The 17,324-nt window shown below is 61.3% G+C and carries 17 protein-coding genes; 8 read left to right on the forward strand and 9 right to left on the reverse strand.

Going from position 1 to position 17,324, the window contains the following annotated elements; genetic code table 11:
* Positions 1 to 7: 7 nt before the first annotated feature.
* Entirely contained in the window at positions 8 to 1,123 is a 1,116-nt protein-coding gene (ald, locus tag ACIQ39_RS06455; RefSeq protein ID WP_396433788.1) for an alanine dehydrogenase, read from the reverse strand.
* A gap of 104 nt (positions 1,124 to 1,227) precedes the next feature.
* Here ald and ACIQ39_RS06460 point away from each other — a divergent pair, with 104 nt between their 5' ends.
* The 5 genes from ACIQ39_RS06460 to ACIQ39_RS06480 all read left to right on the forward strand — a co-directional run bounded on the left by ACIQ39_RS06460 (position 1,228) and on the right by ACIQ39_RS06480 (position 5,760).
* A complete protein-coding gene (locus ACIQ39_RS06460) occupies positions 1,228 to 2,166 on the forward strand; it encodes a LysR family transcriptional regulator (RefSeq protein ID WP_396433789.1) in 939 nt (312 codons plus the stop codon).
* A 273-nt stretch (positions 2,167 to 2,439) separates the two neighbouring features.
* Positions 2,440 to 3,045 carry a LemA family protein gene (locus ACIQ39_RS06465; RefSeq protein WP_396433790.1) on the forward strand — a complete coding sequence of 202 codons (606 nt, stop codon included), beginning with the start codon at positions 2,440 to 2,442 and terminating at the stop codon, positions 3,043 to 3,045.
* Positions 3,042 to 4,058: a TPM domain-containing protein gene (locus ACIQ39_RS06470; protein ID WP_396433791.1), complete on the forward strand. Its 1,017-nt coding sequence runs from the start codon at positions 3,042 to 3,044 to the stop codon at positions 4,056 to 4,058. Before ACIQ39_RS06465 ends, ACIQ39_RS06470 begins: the two co-directional genes overlap by 4 nt.
* Position 4,059: 1 nt before the next feature.
* The gene (locus tag ACIQ39_RS06475; protein WP_396433792.1) at positions 4,060 to 4,602 is read left to right on the forward strand and encodes a TPM domain-containing protein; all 543 of its coding nucleotides are present in this window, start codon (positions 4,060 to 4,062) and stop codon (positions 4,600 to 4,602) included.
* An 87-nt stretch (positions 4,603 to 4,689) separates the two neighbouring features.
* On the forward strand, positions 4,690 to 5,760 hold the full coding sequence (locus ACIQ39_RS06480; protein ID WP_396433793.1) for a DUF6352 family protein: 1,071 nt from the start codon (positions 4,690 to 4,692) through the stop codon (positions 5,758 to 5,760).
* Positions 5,761 to 5,772: 12 nt separating this feature from the next.
* On the opposite strand, the gene ACIQ39_RS06485 is transcribed toward ACIQ39_RS06480, so the two are convergent.
* The 5 genes from ACIQ39_RS06485 to ACIQ39_RS06505 are packed head-to-tail and all read right to left on the reverse strand — an operon-like array spanning position 5,773 to position 11,433.
* Positions 5,773 to 7,155 (reverse strand): formimidoylglutamate deiminase, encoded by a 1,383-nt coding sequence (locus ACIQ39_RS06485; protein ID WP_396433794.1) that lies wholly within the window; start codon positions 7,153 to 7,155, stop codon positions 5,773 to 5,775.
* On the reverse strand, positions 7,152 to 7,778 hold the full coding sequence (locus ACIQ39_RS06490; protein ID WP_396433795.1) for a HutD family protein: 627 nt from the start codon (positions 7,776 to 7,778) through the stop codon (positions 7,152 to 7,154). Before ACIQ39_RS06490 ends, ACIQ39_RS06485 begins: the two co-directional genes overlap by 4 nt.
* 4 nt (positions 7,779 to 7,782) lie before the next feature.
* A complete protein-coding gene (locus tag ACIQ39_RS06495) occupies positions 7,783 to 9,963 on the reverse strand; it encodes a TRAP transporter permease (RefSeq protein ID WP_396433796.1) in 2,181 nt (726 codons plus the stop codon).
* A gap of 10 nt (positions 9,964 to 9,973) precedes the next feature.
* Positions 9,974 to 10,465, reverse strand: a complete 492-nt coding sequence (locus ACIQ39_RS06500; RefSeq protein WP_396433797.1) for a DUF1850 domain-containing protein — start codon at positions 10,463 to 10,465, stop codon at positions 9,974 to 9,976.
* Positions 10,462 to 11,433, reverse strand: a complete 972-nt coding sequence (locus ACIQ39_RS06505) for a TAXI family TRAP transporter solute-binding subunit (protein WP_396433798.1) — start codon at positions 11,431 to 11,433, stop codon at positions 10,462 to 10,464. Before ACIQ39_RS06505 ends, ACIQ39_RS06500 begins: the two co-directional genes overlap by 4 nt.
* A gap of 198 nt (positions 11,434 to 11,631) precedes the next feature.
* Between ACIQ39_RS06505 and ACIQ39_RS06510 the strand changes: the two genes are divergently transcribed.
* Together ACIQ39_RS06510 and ACIQ39_RS06515 are read left to right on the forward strand one after the other, a co-directional pair.
* Positions 11,632 to 12,642 carry a LysR family transcriptional regulator gene (locus tag ACIQ39_RS06510; protein ID WP_396433799.1) on the forward strand — a complete coding sequence of 337 codons (1,011 nt, stop codon included), beginning with the start codon at positions 11,632 to 11,634 and terminating at the stop codon, positions 12,640 to 12,642.
* Between the two features lie 101 nt (positions 12,643 to 12,743).
* Positions 12,744 to 13,928 (forward strand): NAD(P)/FAD-dependent oxidoreductase, encoded by a 1,185-nt coding sequence (locus ACIQ39_RS06515; RefSeq protein ID WP_396433800.1) that lies wholly within the window; start codon positions 12,744 to 12,746, stop codon positions 13,926 to 13,928.
* A 27-nt stretch (positions 13,929 to 13,955) separates the two neighbouring features.
* Here ACIQ39_RS06515 and ACIQ39_RS06520 read toward each other — a convergent pair whose 3' ends face one another.
* Both ACIQ39_RS06520 and ACIQ39_RS06525 read right to left on the reverse strand, forming a co-directional pair.
* Positions 13,956 to 14,594 (reverse strand): NrsF family protein, encoded by a 639-nt coding sequence (locus tag ACIQ39_RS06520; RefSeq protein WP_396433801.1) that lies wholly within the window; start codon positions 14,592 to 14,594, stop codon positions 13,956 to 13,958.
* On the reverse strand, positions 14,591 to 15,166 hold the full coding sequence (locus tag ACIQ39_RS06525) for a sigma-70 family RNA polymerase sigma factor (protein WP_396433802.1): 576 nt from the start codon (positions 15,164 to 15,166) through the stop codon (positions 14,591 to 14,593). Before ACIQ39_RS06525 ends, ACIQ39_RS06520 begins: the two co-directional genes overlap by 4 nt.
* Positions 15,167 to 15,617: 451 nt before the next feature.
* Between ACIQ39_RS06525 and ACIQ39_RS06530 the strand changes: the two genes are divergently transcribed.
* Complete coding sequence (locus ACIQ39_RS06530) at positions 15,618 to 16,769, forward strand: ABC transporter substrate-binding protein (RefSeq protein ID WP_396433803.1); 1,152 nt, start codon at positions 15,618 to 15,620, stop codon at positions 16,767 to 16,769.
* Between the two features lie 62 nt (positions 16,770 to 16,831).
* Here ACIQ39_RS06530 and ACIQ39_RS06535 read toward each other — a convergent pair.
* The coding region (locus ACIQ39_RS06535; RefSeq protein WP_396433804.1) for a DEAD/DEAH box helicase at positions 16,832 to 17,324 on the reverse strand (493 nt) is incomplete at its 5' end.

Here is a 17,324-nt window from a genome sequence, read left to right on the forward strand (position 1 = left end):
AGGCGGTTCAGGCCAAAAGACCGATGGGGTCAGTGAAGTCATAACCCAAGGCTTGGGCCACAGGGGCACAAGTGACAAGGCCCTTACACACGTTGAGACCTTGTCGCAAATGAACGTCATGCAACAATGCCGCCTGCCAGCCCTTGTCGGCCAAGGCCAAGCCGTGCGCCAGCGTGGCGTTGTTCAAAGCCATGGTGGAGGTGCGTGCCACGGCCCCAGGCATATTGGCGACGCAGTAATGCACCACCCCATCGAGCAAATAGGTGGGCTCTGCATGTGTGGTGGCATGAGAGGTTTCAAAGCAACCGCCTTGGTCAATCGCCACATCGACAAGCACGCTGCCTTTTTTCATGCGCGAGACCATCGCACGCGTGATCAACTTGGGCGCAGCAGCGCCGGGGACCAGCACGCCGCCAATGACGACGTCAGCATCCAGAACGGCCTCTTCCAAATTGGCGGTGTTGGAATACCGCGTGTGGATGCTGTTGCCAAAAACCAGGTCAAGTTGACGCAGTCGGTCCACGTTTTTGTCCAATACCGTCACGCGCGCACCCATGCCAACGGCCATTTGCAAGGCATGTGTGCCCACTACACCCGCACCAATGATCACGACATGCGCGGCAGGTACACCGGGAACGCCGCCCAGCAAAATGCCACTGCCCCCTTTGGATTTTTCAAGGTGCGCGGCGGCAGCTTGGATGGACATTCGGCCTGCCACTTCACTCATCGGGGCCAGCAGTGGCAGCCCACCATTGGGGCCGGTGATGGTTTCATACGCCATACAAACGGCCCCTGATTGGATCAAGGCGGTTGTCTGCGCCGGGTCAGGTGCCAGGTGCAGGTAGGTGTAGAGAATTTGATTGGGGCGCAGCATGGCGCACTCTTGTGGCTGAGGCTCTTTGACTTTGATGACCATGTCGGCCTGCGTAAAAACTTCTTGCGCATTGGCCACGATGTGCGCACCCGCAGCGATGTACTGCTGGTCGGTCATGCCGATACGTTCGCCCGCAGCAGTTTGCACCACCACGTCATGTCCATGTTCCACGAATTCCCTGACGCTCATGGGCGTCAGGCCCACGCGGTATTCATGGTTCTTTATTTCTTGAGGTACGCCGATGCGCATGGTGAGGCCTTGTCTATGTTGGGGATGGTTTCAAACAAAAACCCATCTTGGCATTCGAATAGATGAAAAAGAATGCAAAAATACACCGACTCACTTGAGCATCTATGCAAGTAAAAAACAAAGCTTTATTGGGGCAAGTCAGCGATGTGGATTTGCGGCTTTTGCGTGTCTTCAAAGCGGTGGCAGATTGCGGCAGTCTCTCGGCGGCAGAACTGGAATTGAACGTGGCCGTCTCCACCATCAGCCGGCACATCAAGGATTTGGAAACCCGTCTGGGATTGGTGTTGTGTCGCCGTGGCCGCGCGGGTTTTGCACTCACGCCGGAAGGTGAGAAGGTCTATCAGGCCACAGATGAACTGTTCAATGCCAATCAAGTTTTTCGCAGCCAAATCCATGGCATCCAGGCGCAGTTGGGTGGTGACTTGCATGTGGCCATGTTTGAAAAATGCATCAGCAACCCAGCCGCTCAAGTGGCGCAAGCCATTGCGATGTTTCAGGCGATGGCACCCACGGTCAAACTGCACTTGCACGTGGGCACGATCCACATGATTGAACAAGGCGTGCTCGATGGGCGATACCACCTTGGGCTGGTGCCAGAACACCGACCCAGTGAAGCCTTGAATTACGATTTTCTATTCGATGAAAAAATGTTCCTTTATGTGGCCCCTGGACACGATTGGTTTGAGGGCCCCGAGCCCACAGAGGCGTGGCGTGATTTGCGTGAGCAGCGGCTAGCAGGCTTGGACTACCACTCACCCAACATGCAAATCACCCATGTCCATCGGCTCGAGCGCAGCGCACATGCGTCGGACCAAGAAGCCGTGGCGGCCATGGTGCTGTCGGGCGCATATGTGGGGTTTTTGCCCGATCACTATGCCAAACCTTGGATGCTTGCGAAACAATTGAAAGCCATCGCACCACAGGTACTCAACTACCATTGTCGCTACGCCTGTATTTTGAGAAAACATCCAGAACCGGTGCGTGTCGCCCAGGCGTTCCAGATGTGTTTATTGAAAGCCCATGCACACGCATGGGTGCGCTGAGGTGCGTGCTTGGTTCAAGGACTTTGCGCCGCTGCAAGCGACAGTGGCGAGGCAGAAAAAACTTCTCACCTAAAAACTTCGTGCAGCTCAGCGGGGCTGGAGTCAAAGACCTGCAGCGTTTGTTGGCCCCCAAGCTCTGAAATTGGACATGCAGGTGCGTGTTCAGGCGCAGTCGCTTTCTAGTCCATTTCGCGGGTCATGTGCCTGAGCGCTGGTCGGTGCACCAGCACATGTTGTAATCTTTTGGTTTGTGCCCAGCTTGGAGATATTTCTATGAACCGAATTGCGACGCGCGCCAGCGCCTGGATGGCCACTGCGACTTTGGCGCTCAGCCTGACCGGCTGCGGCTACAACGATTTCCAGCGCTTGGACGAGCAAACCACTGCCGCTTGGTCCGAAGTGCTCAACCAATACCAACGGCGCGCTGATCTGGTGCCCAACATCGTGGCCACGGTCAAAGGCGAAGCCAATTTTGAGCAAGAGACCCTGACACGCGTGATCGAGGCCCGTGCCAAGGCCACCAGCTTTCAGATCACGCCCGAGGTGCTGACCAACCCGCAGGCGCTGCAGCAATTTCAGGCCATGCAGGGGCAATTGTCCAGCGCCTTGTCGCGCTTGATGGTGGTCTCTGAGCAATACCCCAACCTGAAAGCCAACCAGGGTTTTGCCGATTTGCGGGTGCAACTCGAAGGCACCGAAAACCGCATCACCGTGGCACGTAACCGCTACATCGCTGCTGTGCAGGCTTACAACGTGTTGGCGCGCAGCTTTCCGAGCAATTTGACGGCCAAGGTGTTTGGCTATGTGCCCAAGGCCAATTTCACGGTGGCCAATGAGGCTGTCATCAGCGCGCCGCCCCAAGTGGACTTCGCCAAGTGATCCTGTGCACGCCGCTCAGCGGGACTGTTGGCTTGGTCAGGGCCGGGGGACTCAAGGCTTGGGCCCATGGCTGGAGCCTGTGTTTGGCGCTGGGCTTCGTCATGATGGTGTCGGGCGCAGGGGCGCAAACGTTGGTGCCCGTGCCACCCCTGAATGCCCGCGTGATGGACCAGACCGGCAGCCTGTCCGGCGCCGATGTGGCAGCCTTGGCGCAGCAACTTCAGGCGTTTGAGCAGCAGCGCGGCACGCAGATCGTGGTGCTTGTGCTGCCCAGCACGGCCCCGGAAGACATCGCCGACTTCACCCAACGCTTGGGCGATACCTGGAAGCTGGGTCGTCGCGATGTGGGCGATGGCCTGCTCTTGGTGGTGGCACTGAACGACCGGCGTGTGCGCATCGCACCCGCCAAAGCGCTGGAGGGCGCAGTGCCCGACTTGGCCGCCCAACGCATCATCGACCAGGTGATCACGCCCGCGTTTCGTCGGGGTGATGTGGCTGGCGGTTTGCGTGAGGGCTTGGCGCATCTGCAGGCCCGCATTGAGGGCGAGGCCTTGCCCTTGCCCCAAGCAGGCGCACAAGCTGGCAAACCCTCTGGGGCTGCCGAGGTCGATTGGCTGAATTTGTTTGTTTTGTTGCTGGTGGTCTTGCCTGCCGTAGCGGGGGTGTTGCGCCGGGTGCTGGGCCAGCGCTTGGGCGCAATGGGGACCGGGGGCGTGGTCGGTGTGGTGGTTTGGAGCATGACCAGCCTGCTCTGGTTGGGGGTGGTTGCCGCCATGTTGGGCCTGATGTCGGCGCTCTTCATGCAGGCCCTGCCCGGTGCTGTGGCGCGTCGCAGCGCGGGCCGTGGGCGTGGCGGTGACTTTTCCGGCTGGGGTGGTGGCGGACACGGCTCCGGCGGCTGGGGTGGCGGCGGACACGGTTCCAGCGGCTGGGGTGGGTCTGGTGGTGGTGGTGGGTTTTCGTCGGGCGGCGGCGGCAATTTTGGAGGCGGTGGTGCCTCAGGGAGCTGGTGACATGCACGAGTCGCTTTGGAAGCATGGGGCCCGTTGGTGGCGACACCGCTGGCAGTCCGAGCATGCCGCTGAGCGGGCCGTGCCGCTTGCCATGGCGCAGCGCTTAAGGGACAGGATCAAAGCCAGCGAAAACCGGCACAGTGGCGAGATTGTTTTGTGCGTCGAAGCCGCCTTGCCCAACAGCTATTTGTGGCGCGCAGGACAAGAGGAGCCTTTGTCTGTGGTGATCCATGCGCGCGCGCTTGCTTGGTTTGGCAAACTGCGCGTGTGGGACACCGAGCACAACAACGGGGTGTTGGTCTATTTGATGTTGGCCGAGCGCCGTGTCGAGATCGTGGCCGACCGAGGCATCAGCCGCCATGTGCCCGATGCGCATTGGCAAGCCGTCGTTCAGCGATTGGGTGAGCAACTGCGCTCTGGCGACTTCGAGACGGGGCTCACGCAGGCTTTGGAAGAAGTCTCGGCGCTTTTGGTAGAGCACTTTGCCTTGCTGCCCGGGCAGACCAATCCCAACGAACTGAGCAACCGAGTGGTTTGGGCCTGAGGTGGGTTTGATGCTCACTTTCATTTCACCCCCTGTGCGCCATCAACACGCCTGTTGGGCGCACTGTGGCCAAAGCCCGCAAGCCCTATGAACAACTTCTGGACCGCCTGCGGCCATCACCACCTCACGCGCAATGCGCGCGGCTGGCTGAGCACGACGCCCGACTACTGGCGGCTGTGGTTAGAGCGCCCCGAGTTGGCGCTGGTGCCCGAGTCGTGCAAGGCCGAAAAGCGTTTGCACCAAGCCCTGCGCGATGCGCCCTTGATGCGGGTTGAGCCCGCGCAACTCCAGGCTTTCAAAGACGACGATGCGCGTGAGAACTACCAACTGTTTTTGCGTTTTCGCGACGATGTGGAAAGCGCAGGCTCGCTCGAGTCCGCTTACATGGCTTGGCAGCAGGCAGGCAACATCCAACTGCCGCCCCTGTTCATCGATCTGGTGGTGCAAGCCATCGTGTGCAATGTGCTGACCGGCCAGGATGGCGCTTGGGTTTGGCGTGCAGCAGAACTGCTGTTTCGCCGCCAACGCATCACCGTGCAAGATGGCCGTGTGCTCTCAGGCGACAGCGACACGCTCGACAACTTGCAAGCCACCGGCGGCCTGGGCGAGATGGGCCGCTTGCTGATGGAAGGCGGCGCGCCGCTCAAGGCGGTCGATGTGAAAGTGCTGCACAAGGACAACGAAGACCGTTACCTGTCGCAGCGCGAAGGCCTGGGGCGCTATGCCTTCTTGCTCGACATGACGCACGAAATCCAGAACGAATTGCCGCACGGCTTGATTTTGAAAATGGTCAATGCCCGCTCGGGGCTCAAGGCCTTGTCGGTGGTGCTGGCGCTGTGGGTGCAACACTTTTTGGGCGTGGCGGTGCAGATCGAGCCAGTGCAAAAAGTCGACGACCCCGCCTGGCGCTGGCATGTGGGTCTGGACGCCACGGCCACCGCTTTGCTCAACGATTTGTACCAAGGTACTGAGCTGGACGGCAAGCGCCAGCAGCAACTCATCAGCCTGTTCAGCTTGCGCTTCAAAGACCCGCAAGACATGCGCGTTGATGTGCGAGGCAAGCCGGTGTATCTGGGCTTGGCCATGAACGAGCAGGGCTTGCTCAAACTCAAACCGCAAAACCTGTTGCTCAATTTGCCGCTGGCTGGCGCGGTCTGAAACAGCGCGCCATCAGGTTTTGAGCAAGTCACGGCGGGCTTGCACCAGCCCCGCCATGGCTTCGCTGTGCAGCACATGGCGGCCTTCTTGCACCACCCGCTGACCGCCAGACCAGACCTGTGCCACGGCGCTTTGGCGGCTGCTGGCAAAAACATGGCTGGCCAGCATCTGGTTGGGCGACAAGCCGGCCAAGGCAGGGTGATGGGCATCGAGCACGATGAAATCGGCCTGCTGCCCCACGGCCAGCCCGGCCACTGGGCGAGCCGCAGCCTGCGCACCACCGGCCACAGCCCCTTGCCACAGGGCTTGGGCTACGTCCGGTTGGCGCTCGTTGGCCGCCACATTGCGTTGCCGCAAAGACAGGCGCTGGCTGTATTCGAGCAGCATCAGGTCTTCGGCCGGGTTCACCGCGCTGTGGCTGTCCGAGCCGATGCCCCAGGCGCCTTGCTGGTTTTGCCAGGTCTTGAATTCAAAAATCCCGTCGCCCAGATTCGCCTCGGTGCTGGGACACAGGCCCGCCACCGCACCCGAGGCCGCAGCGCGCTGGTATTCGTGTGCGTCCATGTGCGTGGCGTGCACCAAGCACCAGCGTGCATCCACGGGCGCATGGTCCAGCAGCCAGGCCACTGGGCGTTGTCCTGACCAGGCCACACAAGCATCGACCTCTGCCGTTTGTTCCGCGATGTGGATGTGAATGGGTGCGCTGGCGTCCAGCGCCTTCAGCCCCGTGAGCACCTCACGCAGGCTCTCGGGCGTTACCGCCCGCAAGGAGTGCGGTGCCAGCCCCAGCCGGGTCGATTGGGCATCGCAAACGGGCTGCAGCCGTTCGAGCAAGCGCAGCATGGCCTCGGTGCTGTGGATGAATCGGCTTTGTCCCGCTGTGGGCGCGCTCCCCCCAAAGCCACTGTTTTGGTACAGCACGGGCAGCAGCGTCATGCCGATGCCGGTGCGCTGGGCTGCGCGCAGCAGGCTGAGCGACATCTCTGCCGGGTCGGCATAAGCGTGGCCATGGGCGTCGTGGTGCAGATAGTGAAACTCGCAGACGCTGGTGAAACCCGCCTCCAACATCTCGACATAAAGGCCCGTGGCAACGGCCTCCAGTTGCGCGGGGCTCAGTTGAGCCGCAAATTGGTACATGAGCGTGCGCCAACTCCAAAAGCTGTCTTGCGCACGGCTGCGGTACTCGGTCAGCCCGGCCAGGGCTCGTTGAAAAGCATGCGAATGCAAATTGGGCATGCCCGGCAGCACCGGCCCAGCGGCACGCGGCACTCCGGGCGGTGGCATGGCCCCCACATCTATGGCCTGCCACAGGCCGTGCGCGTTCCATTGCAACAAGACCTGCTGAGCCCAGCCCTCAGGCAGCAGGGCGTGTTCGGCGTACAAGGCGGCCTTCATGTCAGTGGCGCGTCTTCAGCGGCCAGGGCGCGGGTGAAGCACACCGCCAGCAAAGCCGCATCGGGTTCGATGTCGTGGCATTGCCAGGCCAAGCGTTGGTTCTTCCACCAAAGCCCGGAGCGGGCGTGGACCGTGTACGTTGGGGCTAGTAAGCCAACATCGGCCACACCATGCACTTGCCAACGGCCATGCATGGCCAACAACATGCCCGCGCTGGCGGGCAAGATCAGCCTTGCTTCACGGACGATCGACACATGGGCCTGCCACACGCCGCGCCGCGTCATCACATTCAAGTCGTGACAATGGGGCCCGAGCAAACGGGCTTGGACGGCGGCTTCTCCGGCAAAGGCAAAGGGTGTCAGCGGCGTGCTCAGTGCATGGTCGATGCCACCGTCTGGGCTGCTCAGGTGCACGCCAGCGCCTTCCAGCAAGGTGATCACCCGGTCGACACCCGGAAAAGCCGAAAAGCCCCCATCGCTGCTGATGTGCGCGATGCTCAAGCGCCAGTCAAAACTGTGCAGATCTGCGGGGGCCGGACTGCAAGCAATTTCTTGCGTCATGCCGCCCCCATTTTTCCAGGGGGTGGCAATCAGTTCATCGCGTTCGAAACAGTGGATGCCCATGGACTCAAACCGTGCCCGGCAATGGACGGTTGTGCCACCACAAAATCAGCAGTACCGCCGGAATGGCCACGCTCGCCACCACCGGGTTGGCAAACACCAAAGACAGCGACAGCACATTCAGCAACCAAAAAGCAGGTTTGCCAATGGGGCGACCGATGTACCCGGTGTAGGCAGCGCCCAAACCCATCACCGCCACAGTGGCGCACACAGCCGCCAGCACAAAGGCCGACCAGGTGAAGTCAATCAACAACAAAGCCGGGGTGTAAACAAAGGCAAAAGGCACCAGCGCCTTGCCCATGGACAAACGGAAGGCCGTCATGCCGGTGCGCATGGGCTCGCTGCGTGCAATGCCCGCTGCCGCAAATGCGGCCAGCGCCACCGGCGGTGTCACGTCCGCCAACACACCAAAATAAAAGACAAAGAAGTGCGTCGCCAATTGCGGCACACCCAGCCCCGCCAAAGCCGGGGCCACGATGGCGGCCAAGATGATGTAGGTGGGCGTGGTGGGCACCCCAGCACCCATGATGATGCAGGCCATGGCTGTGAACAGCAGGCCAAACAAAATGGTGACCTGTTTGAGCTCAAACCAGTTGAACACATCCAGCACCATGAACATTTGGGCGGCCACGCCCGAGACATCGATCACCCAGGCCGAGAATTTGAAGCCCATGCCGGTCAGTGTGGTGATGCCCAGCACAAAGCCCACGCAGGCGCAGGCCGCGCCAATGCCCAGTGCGGCTTTGGCCCCCATCTCGAAGCCTTGCACCAAAGCGCGCGGCCCCACCGCCAGACCTGTCATGTTTTTGCCCAAAGGCCCGAGCAAGCGGGGAATCCAGGAGCAGGCAACGGTGAGGGTGATGCCCCAAAACGCGGCCAGAAAAGGTGTGTACTGCATCAACAACAGCGTGACCATGACCACCAGCGGTATGAAAAGGTGCCATGAACTTTTGAGCACCCAGCTGAGCGAGGGAATGTCTTTGGGGTCCATGCCCTGGAGCTTGAGCCGCTTGGCTTCCAAGTGCACCATGTACAGGATGGCAAAGTAGTGCAAGCAAGCGGGCACGATCGCCACCAAAATCAAGGTGTTGTACGGAATGCCCAAGGTCTCGGCCATGATGAAAGCCGCCGCACCCATGATGGGCGGGGTGATCTGGCCCCCGCAAGAGGCCGAAGCTTCTACGGCACCAGCAAAGCGGGGAGAGAAGCCCACCTTCTTCATCAGCGGAATCGTCATGACGCCGGTGGTCACGGTGTTGGCGATGGCCGATCCGGAAATCATGCCAAACAGGCCCGAAGACACCACACTGACCTTGGCAGGCCCACCAGAAAAACGCCCCGCCGCAATGGTGGCCAGGTTCACGAACAGCTGCCCCAGCCCGGTCAGTTGGGCCATGATGCCGAACAACACGAAGTGGAAAACAAAGGTGGCGACCACGCCGACCGGGATGCCGTAAATGCCTTCCGTGCCCTTGTACAGGTGGGCCACGATGCGCGACAGGCTGTAGCCCCGGTGCGACAGACCACCCGGCAAGTAGGGCCCCAGCAAGCCGTAAAAAATCGCCCCGATGGCCAGCAGCGGCAAGAAGATGCCCATGGTGCGCCGCGTGGCCTCGATCACCATGGCAATCGCGATCACGCCCATCATCAAGTCCAGCGGTGTGTGCTGGCCGGGCCGCTCGATGTAGATGTGCTGGAAAAAGACCAAGAGGTACAGCGAAAAGCCAGAAGCCAGCGACGCAAACACCCAGTCGCGCCACGGAATGTGGGTGTGGCTGCCGTCAAAATGCTTGAACGGCAAAGACAAACCGGCCAAAGCCACCAGCACCGCCAAAAAGGTGTAGCGCATGGCGTCGGGGATGGGCTCGGTGATCTTGTCCAGCAAACTCCAGCCCATGAACAGGTAAAAACCCGCCAGACCCACCGACACGGTCCACTCCCAGTGACCAGGCAGGCGTCTTTGACGCGGGAACACCAAAAAGCACAGGCCCAGCACCACGGCCAGGTGGATGGCGCGGTGGGCAATTTCGTTTTGAAGACCAAAACCGGCGGTGTAGTAGTGCCAGGCCGACAAGCCAGCGCACAGCACCAGCACGATTTTGGCGCTCCAGCCGGCCAAGCGGCGGAAACTCGATTCGGGGTCAAACTGCTCGATCAGGCGGTCGACTTCTTGTTGGCTGGTACTCATGGGTTTTTCATCATGACAAAGGGCAATTTTCAGCCCGAATTTCTATTGATTTGGGGCTCAGCTGGCCCAGTAAAATTTCGCGCCCATCGGCCAACACCACACGCATCGACTGGGCTGGCAAAGGCAAGACCACCAAAGGCGCAACCACCCGGTCCAGCAGCAAACGCCAACCCGCGCCATGGCGCAGCAAGCGCTCGCCTGGCCCTGCCGCCGATGGCAGACCGTAGCCCTCGCCTTCAAAGCGCTCCTCCACCAAGTGCGCCCGCCAACCCAGCGTGCTGTGACGCCAGACATACCGGTCCAGCACAGGCGTGCCCAGTACCGAGTGGGTGAACGCCACATCGGCAGCGGGGTGGGCCGGGTTCAGTGGCAATCGGGTCAAGGCACGGCCGCTGCGGTGTTCGGTCAGCACCAACTCGCAAGCGGGCGCAGCCCCAGGTGCTGCCACTGCGCAGGCCACCAGCGCCCGCGCCACCAGGGCGAGGCGCTTGGGGCATGTCACTTGGCGATGCCTTTTTCCTTGAAGTAACGCAAGGCACCCGGGTGCAGGGGCACGCTGGCCACGGCGGTGGCCGTGTTCAGGTTGATGTTTTTGCCCTGCACATGCACCTGGCCCATGATGGCCGTGTTTTCATACAGCGCCTTGGTCACTTCGTAGGCCACGTTCTCGGGTACGCCATCGTGTGTGGCCCAGATGGCCATCACCGCCAGCGTGGGCACGGCCGCAGTCTGGCCCTTGTAGCTGTTGGCGGGCAGTTGCACTTGGGTGTAGTAAGGCTGCTCTGTGAGCAAGGTGGCCACTTCGGGGCCTGACAGCGGAATGATTTTCAGGGCGTGGCTTTGTGCAAAGTCGGTCACCGCCGCCACGGGCACACCGCCCGTGATCAAGGTGGCGTGCAAATTGCCGTCCTTGATCTTGTCCACCGCTTGGGTGAAGGAGGAGCTGTCTTCTTTCACATCGGTGCGGGCCATGCCGTGCACCTTGAGCAAATCGGTCACCAGCTGGTACTGACCCGATCCGGGCGCGCCCGACGAAATGCTTTTGCCCTTGAGGTCCTTGACGCCGTTGATGCCCGAATCAGCACGCGTGATCAGCTGCACGGTCTCGGGGTAAAGCGCACCCAGGGCCCGCAGGTTTTTGAGCGGTGCGTTGGCAAACTGGGCTTTGCCGTTGTAGGCCGCGTCCAGAATGTCGGCGGCCACAAAGGCCGACTCGATGTCCTTGGTGCCCAACAGTTTGGCGTTGCCCACCGAGGCACCAGCGGCTTCAGCGGTGGCGGTGATTTTCTTGCCGTCCACGGTGGCTTTGTTGGAAATCAGCTGGGCCAGCATGCCGCCCAAGGGGTAATAGGTGCCGCCGGTGCCGCCCGTGGCCACACCGAAAAACACACGTTGTTGTGCGATGGCCGCACCCGAGAGCAAAGCGGCAGAGGCCACCAAGGTGATGGCCAGACGGCGATTGATTTTCATGCTTCATTTCCTTCAAGAATGGGTGAGAGGTTCACAATGGACTGGGCCAGGACCGCTTGCAGCGGACAGCCTGGTGGACAGCCTGGTGGACAGTCTGACAGTGTGGAGTGGAAATGCAAGGCCTGTCCATCGTTTGCCAAAGTTGATGCTCAGCATCACAAAAACCAATGAAACATTTCACAACCTGCACGCAGTCTCATGAAAAAACGCGCTACTGACAAAGTGTCTCCCCCCTCGTGGGAGCAACTGGGCATCTGGGTGGCCTTGGTGGAAACCCGTTCAGTGTCGGCGGCTGCGCAGCGGCTGGAAATATCGCAAGCGGGTGTGTCGCAGCACATCCGGCAACTCGAAGAGACACTGGGCGCATCCTTGTTGGACCGCGCCACACGTCCGGCGCACCCCACCGCCGCAGGGCACCGGCTGTATGAACAGGCCAAAGATTTGCTTTCGCGTGCCGGCCAAATGACACAAACCGTGCGCTCGCTCAGCCGCAGCAAAAGGGCCATGCTGCGCATGGGCTGCGTCGATTCATTTGCCGCCGTGATCGGCCCGCAGATGGTGCGTGGTTTGTCTGGGCGTGTGCAGCGCTTGCGCTTGGTCTCGGGCATCAACCCGGGGCTGGCCGACATGTTTGACAACCACCAGCTCGACGTGCTGATCACCACCGACGACCCCAAGTCCTTGCCCGGAAGGGATTGCCTGGCCTTGTTCTCGGAGCAGTTTCTGGTGGCCGTGCCGCAGAGTTTGCAGGTCCCTCCCCTGGCGTCTTTGTCGCAACTGAGCCAGCTCAGGCCCTTCATGCACTACAGCACCCGCTCCAAAATGGGCGCGCTGGTGGACGCCTACTTGAGCCGACACGACCCCCACATCGAGCGCGTTTTCGAATTTGACGCGACCGACCCCCTGCTCAGCCTGGTGCGCGAAGACCTGGGTATCGCCCTGACCACACCCATGTGTTTGTGGCAATCGCGCTACCACGCCATGAACCTGAAATACCTGCACTTGAATGCGCTGCGGCACCAAGGGCAGTCCTACCCGCCTTTGAAGCGAACCTTCTACCTCGTCTACCGACCCGACGAATTGGGCCCGCTGGCCCAAGACATCGCGGCCATGGTGCGGGTGGCGGTGCGCGAGTTGCAACGCCAATGGGTGATGGAGCTGAAAATTCCCCACGACTTGCTCAGCGTCGAAGAGGCCAGCGCATCCTGAAGCCTGATGCGCCAAGTGTGATGCTGATGATCAGCCAATGCAAAACTGATGGCCCTTACTGGCGCGCACCTTAAGCTGGCACTGAACTACAGGAGTCGGATGTGAGCCATTGGGATGCGATCGTGATTGGGGCCGGGGTGATTGGCACCTCGGTGGCCTACAACCTGGCCGCCCTGGGCGCCAAACGGGTGCTGGTGCTGGAGCGTGATCAAATCGGCGCGGGCACCACCGCCCAGTCCAGCGGGATCTTGCGCACGCACTATTCGGTGATCGAAAACGTGGTGCTGGCCCAGCAGTCTTGGGCGGTCTTCAAAGACTTTGCTGCGCATTTGCAAGACGAGGACGCCTCGGCCGGATTGGTGCGTTGTGGCTACCTGATTGCCGCGCCGCAAGGCCCCAAGCTGGAGCCTTTGGCCCAGTCTTTGGCGGCCCAACAAGCGCAGGGCATTGAGGTGCATCGCCTGAGCGCGCAAGAAGCCAGCGAGCGCCTGCCCATTTGCCGCTTTGACGATGCGGCCCTGATTGGTTTTGAGCCCGAGGCCGGCTTTGCCGATGCCTACTTGGTGGCCAGCAGCTACGCCCGCGCCGCCCGCAGGCTGGGCGTGAAATTCATGGAAGGCGAGAGTGTGACGCGGCTGGTGCTGTCGCAGCAAACCGTGACCGGCGTGGAGACGACCCGTGGCGTGTTCCATGCCCCGGTGGTCATCAGCACACAAAACATATGGGCGCAAGAGTTGGCCCAATGGACGGGCTTTCAGGTGCCCTTGCTGCCCGAGCGGCACAAAGTCATGGCGCTGCAAGGCCCAGAGGCCTACACCTACGCCATGCCCGTCTACAAAGACCTGGGCTCAGCGGGCATGCTCTATTGCCGCAGCTATGGCGGGCAACAAATGCTGGTGAGCGAAGGCACGGCAGGCGAGGCCCTGAGCGGGCCCGACAACACCCAAGGCGATGTGTCCATGGACGATGTGATGCATGTGGGCGAACAGGTGGCCGAGCGCTTCCCCTCGTTTGCCGAAGCCGGGCTGGCCTCTTCTTGGACGGGGGTGTACGACGTGACGCCCGACTGGAACCCGGTGCTGGGGGCGGTGCCCGATGTGCCGGGTCTGGTGGTGGGCTTTGGTTTTTCGGGGCACGGCTTCAAACTGTCCCCCGCCGTGGGCCGCGTGTTGGCCCAACAAGCTTTGGGGCTGCCCACCGATGTGCCCTTGGCACCTTATGCGCTGGAGCGTTTCAGAACCGGGCAGCTGCTGCATGGCCGTTATGGATCGGGGGCTGTGGCCTGAGGCCTTGCGCACCACGACCGACCCGCCTCACCAACGCAGCATTCGCCAAGCCAACACCGCGCCCACGCCCGACACCAGGGCGATGCCGCCCGCGTACCAGACGGCAAAAAACGTCAGGCTGGTTTCGGTGCAATGCAGTGAATAAATGCTGGCAGCCAAGCTGCCCGCCAGCATGCCCGCCACAGCGCCCGTCAGCGCGAGGCGCGTTGGGGCCAGTTGGCGCAAGGCCCACAGCAAAGCCCCCAGCACCGGCAAAGACAAGGCCACGATGTTCACTGAGCACACCTGCCACGAGCCGCCCAACCACTGCGCCGTGCGTGCGCCCGCATCGGTTTGCAACCACTGCAGCAAGCCCAGGCTGCCCATGGCCAGCAAAGCCAAGCCCAGACCCACGAAGGTGTGACCCGCGCCCACCCCAGGTCTTGCCAAGCGAAACAGGCCGTACACGCTGAAACCCATCAAGGCCGTGAGCCACAGCATCTTGGTGATGAAGGCCGGATGCACCGCCATTTGGTCCATCTGCGGGTTCAGGCCGAACACGGCCAACAACAACACGCCACAGGCCACCGCGCCCAGCACCAGCTGGCCCAGCAACTGTTGGCGCACGGATTTTTGCGGCTGCAGCGTGTCTCTGGCCAGCAAGGCAATCAGGTCGTTTGTCTTCATGTTGTCGCTCCCCATTTGGCCATCAAGGTTTTCAGGCCCCGGTGGATGTTCACTTTGACCGAGGCTTCGCTTTGCCCGGTGCGTTCGGCGGTCTCGGTGATCGACAAACCCATCAAACGCGTGTGCTCGATGGCCTCGCGTTGGCGCACCGGCAAATCGGCCAGCATCACATCCAGGTCCTTGTGTGCATCGCTGACACCTTCATCGCTGTCCACCGCCAGGGTCTCGGACCAGTCGTCGATGTCGTCGTGCAGTCCCTCGCGGCGGCCATGGGCGCGCAGATGGTCCACCCATTTGTAGCGCGCAATCGCATACATCCAGGCCGTCAGGGGTTGGTCGCTTTGGTAGGTGTGGCGCTTTTGGTGGATCGCCATCAGGGTTTCTTGCACAAGGTCCTCGACGTCGCTGAGTTGGGATTGCATCCGCTTTTGCAAAAAGCGCCGCACATGGCCACCCATGAGGAGCAGAGCGCGTTGGTAACTGGCGTGATCGCCTTGCAAAGATGTCATCCATGCGGCGTGCAGTTCGGCTTCTTGGATTTGCAGGCTTTCGCTCAAGTCAGTTCGTCCCAAGGGGTGGAAAAGTTACAAACACAAAAAGAAAAAATGGCATGCATTTGACGTAACTTTTGAATGCTCCGGCGCGGATTACACCATGACAGTCTTGGGCAAGTGCCACACAGCGCTGCCCAAAACAGTCAACCACTCACCTTCAAACTTTAGGGCGCATGTCATGCACCAACAACACCTCAACCGCATCGCTTTGGGCTCTGCATTTGCTGCAGCCACCGTGCTGCCTGCACACGCAGCGTGCCTTCACCGAACGTTGGCCCTTTTTCGCCGCGCCCTTGCAGCAACGGCGCTGTGAATTGCTCTACAGTTTGACTTTTATGACATGGCATCGCGATCAGCAGATGCTCACCACCTTGAGCTTCCATCCATGAATTCACCACAGCACAGCAAGAACAGCTTACATGTGACTTTGAATCGTCGGCAAGCGCTTGCTGCCTTGACCGCGACAGCCATGCCGGTTTGGGCAATGGCGCAAAACACCGCTTGGCCCGACACCTTGCGCGCCGCACGCGGCCAAACCGTGTACTTCAACGCCTGGGCGGGCAGCGAGCGCATCAACGCTTACCTGCAATGGGTGGCGGGTGAGTTGCAGCGCGACTTTGGCGTGAATTTGCAGCACGTCAAGATCAGCGACGCGGGCGATGCGGTCAAGCGTGTGCGCGCTGAAAAGCAAGCCGGACGCAAAGACACAGAAGGCACGGTGGACCTGATCTGGATCAACGGCGAAAACTTTGCCGCCATGAAACGCGATGGCCTGTTGTCTGCGCCCTTTGCCCAAACCTTGCCCAACTTCCAGTGGGTGGACACGGTGGGCAAGCCCACCACGCTGGTGGATTTTTCGGTGCCCACCGACGGACTGGAGTCGCCCTGGGGCATGGCGCAGCTCACGTTTTTTGCCGATGCCAAACGCCTGCCCCAACTGCCGCAAAGCATGAATGAGCTGCTGGCGCTGGCCCGCAGCCAGCCCGGGCGCATCACCTACCCGCGTCCGCCCAACTTCCATGGCACCACCTTCGTCAAGCAGGCCCTGATCGAGCACGCGCCGGATGTGAAAGCGCTGGCCCAGCCCGTGACCGCCACCGCACTGGAAGCGCAAACCGCACCCCTGTGGCGCTTTTTGGATGCACTGCACCCGCAGCTGTGGCGCGGGGGCAAACAGTTCCCGCAAAACTCGGCCGCGCAGCGCCAGATGATGGCCGACGGCGAGCTGCTGCTGGCCCTCACCTTTAACCCCAACGAAGCGGCCAACGAAATCGCCGCCAAGCGCCTGAGCGCCACGGTGCAAAGCTGGCAATTTGCCAAGGGCACCATTGGCAACACGCACTTTGTGGCCATTCCGTACAACGCGCCCAGCAAAGCGGGCGCACAAGTGGTGGCCAACTTTTTGCTCTCGCCCGCCGCGCAAGCGCGCAAGGCCGACATCGACGTGTGGGGCGACCCCACGGTGCTCGATGTGGCGCGCCTGCCTGCGGCCGAACGCGCCCGCTTTGCATCGGCCGTGCGCCCCGGGCAACTGGCCCAAAGCGCCCCGGCCCTGCCCGAGCCGCATGCCTCTTGGGTCGATGCGCTCGAAAAAGAATGGACCCGCCGTTACGGGGTTTGACAAACAGCTTTCGTCTTGCAGGTCGGCTTCAGCCCCGACCCACAAAAATGGCTTGCGCCTGATCAATCCTTGAGCAATTCCGCCAATGCGGAGGCATCCAGCACGGCCGAGCCGTCCTGGTCGTTGAGCATGCTGTCGGCCAGGCTGCGTTTGTCGTGGTGCATTTGCAAAATGCGCTCCTCCACCGAGCCCTGGGTGACCAAGCGGTAGACGGTGACGGGGCGTTGCTGGCCCATGCGGTGGGCACGGCCGCTGGCCTGGTCTTCGGCGGCCGGATTCCACCAGGGGTCGACGATGATGACGTAGTCGGCCACCGTCAAGTTCAGGCCAAAGCCGCCCGCCTTCAGGCTGATCAGAAACACCTCGCCCTGCCCTTGCTGAAAGGCGGCCACCCGCTTGCCTCGCTCGGCCGCCGGGGTGCTGCCGTCCAGGTATTGGTAGGCCACACCGAGGGCCTCCAGGCGCTCGGCCAAGAGCTTGAGGTAGTCGGTGAACTGGCTGAACACCAAGGCTTTGTGTTGGCCCGCCACCAGCTCTTGCACCAAGCGTTCAAAT

Origin of the sequence: Limnohabitans sp. (assembly GCF_044361645.1) — a bacterium.
Lineage (GTDB): Bacteria > Pseudomonadota > Gammaproteobacteria > Burkholderiales > Burkholderiaceae_C > Limnohabitans_A.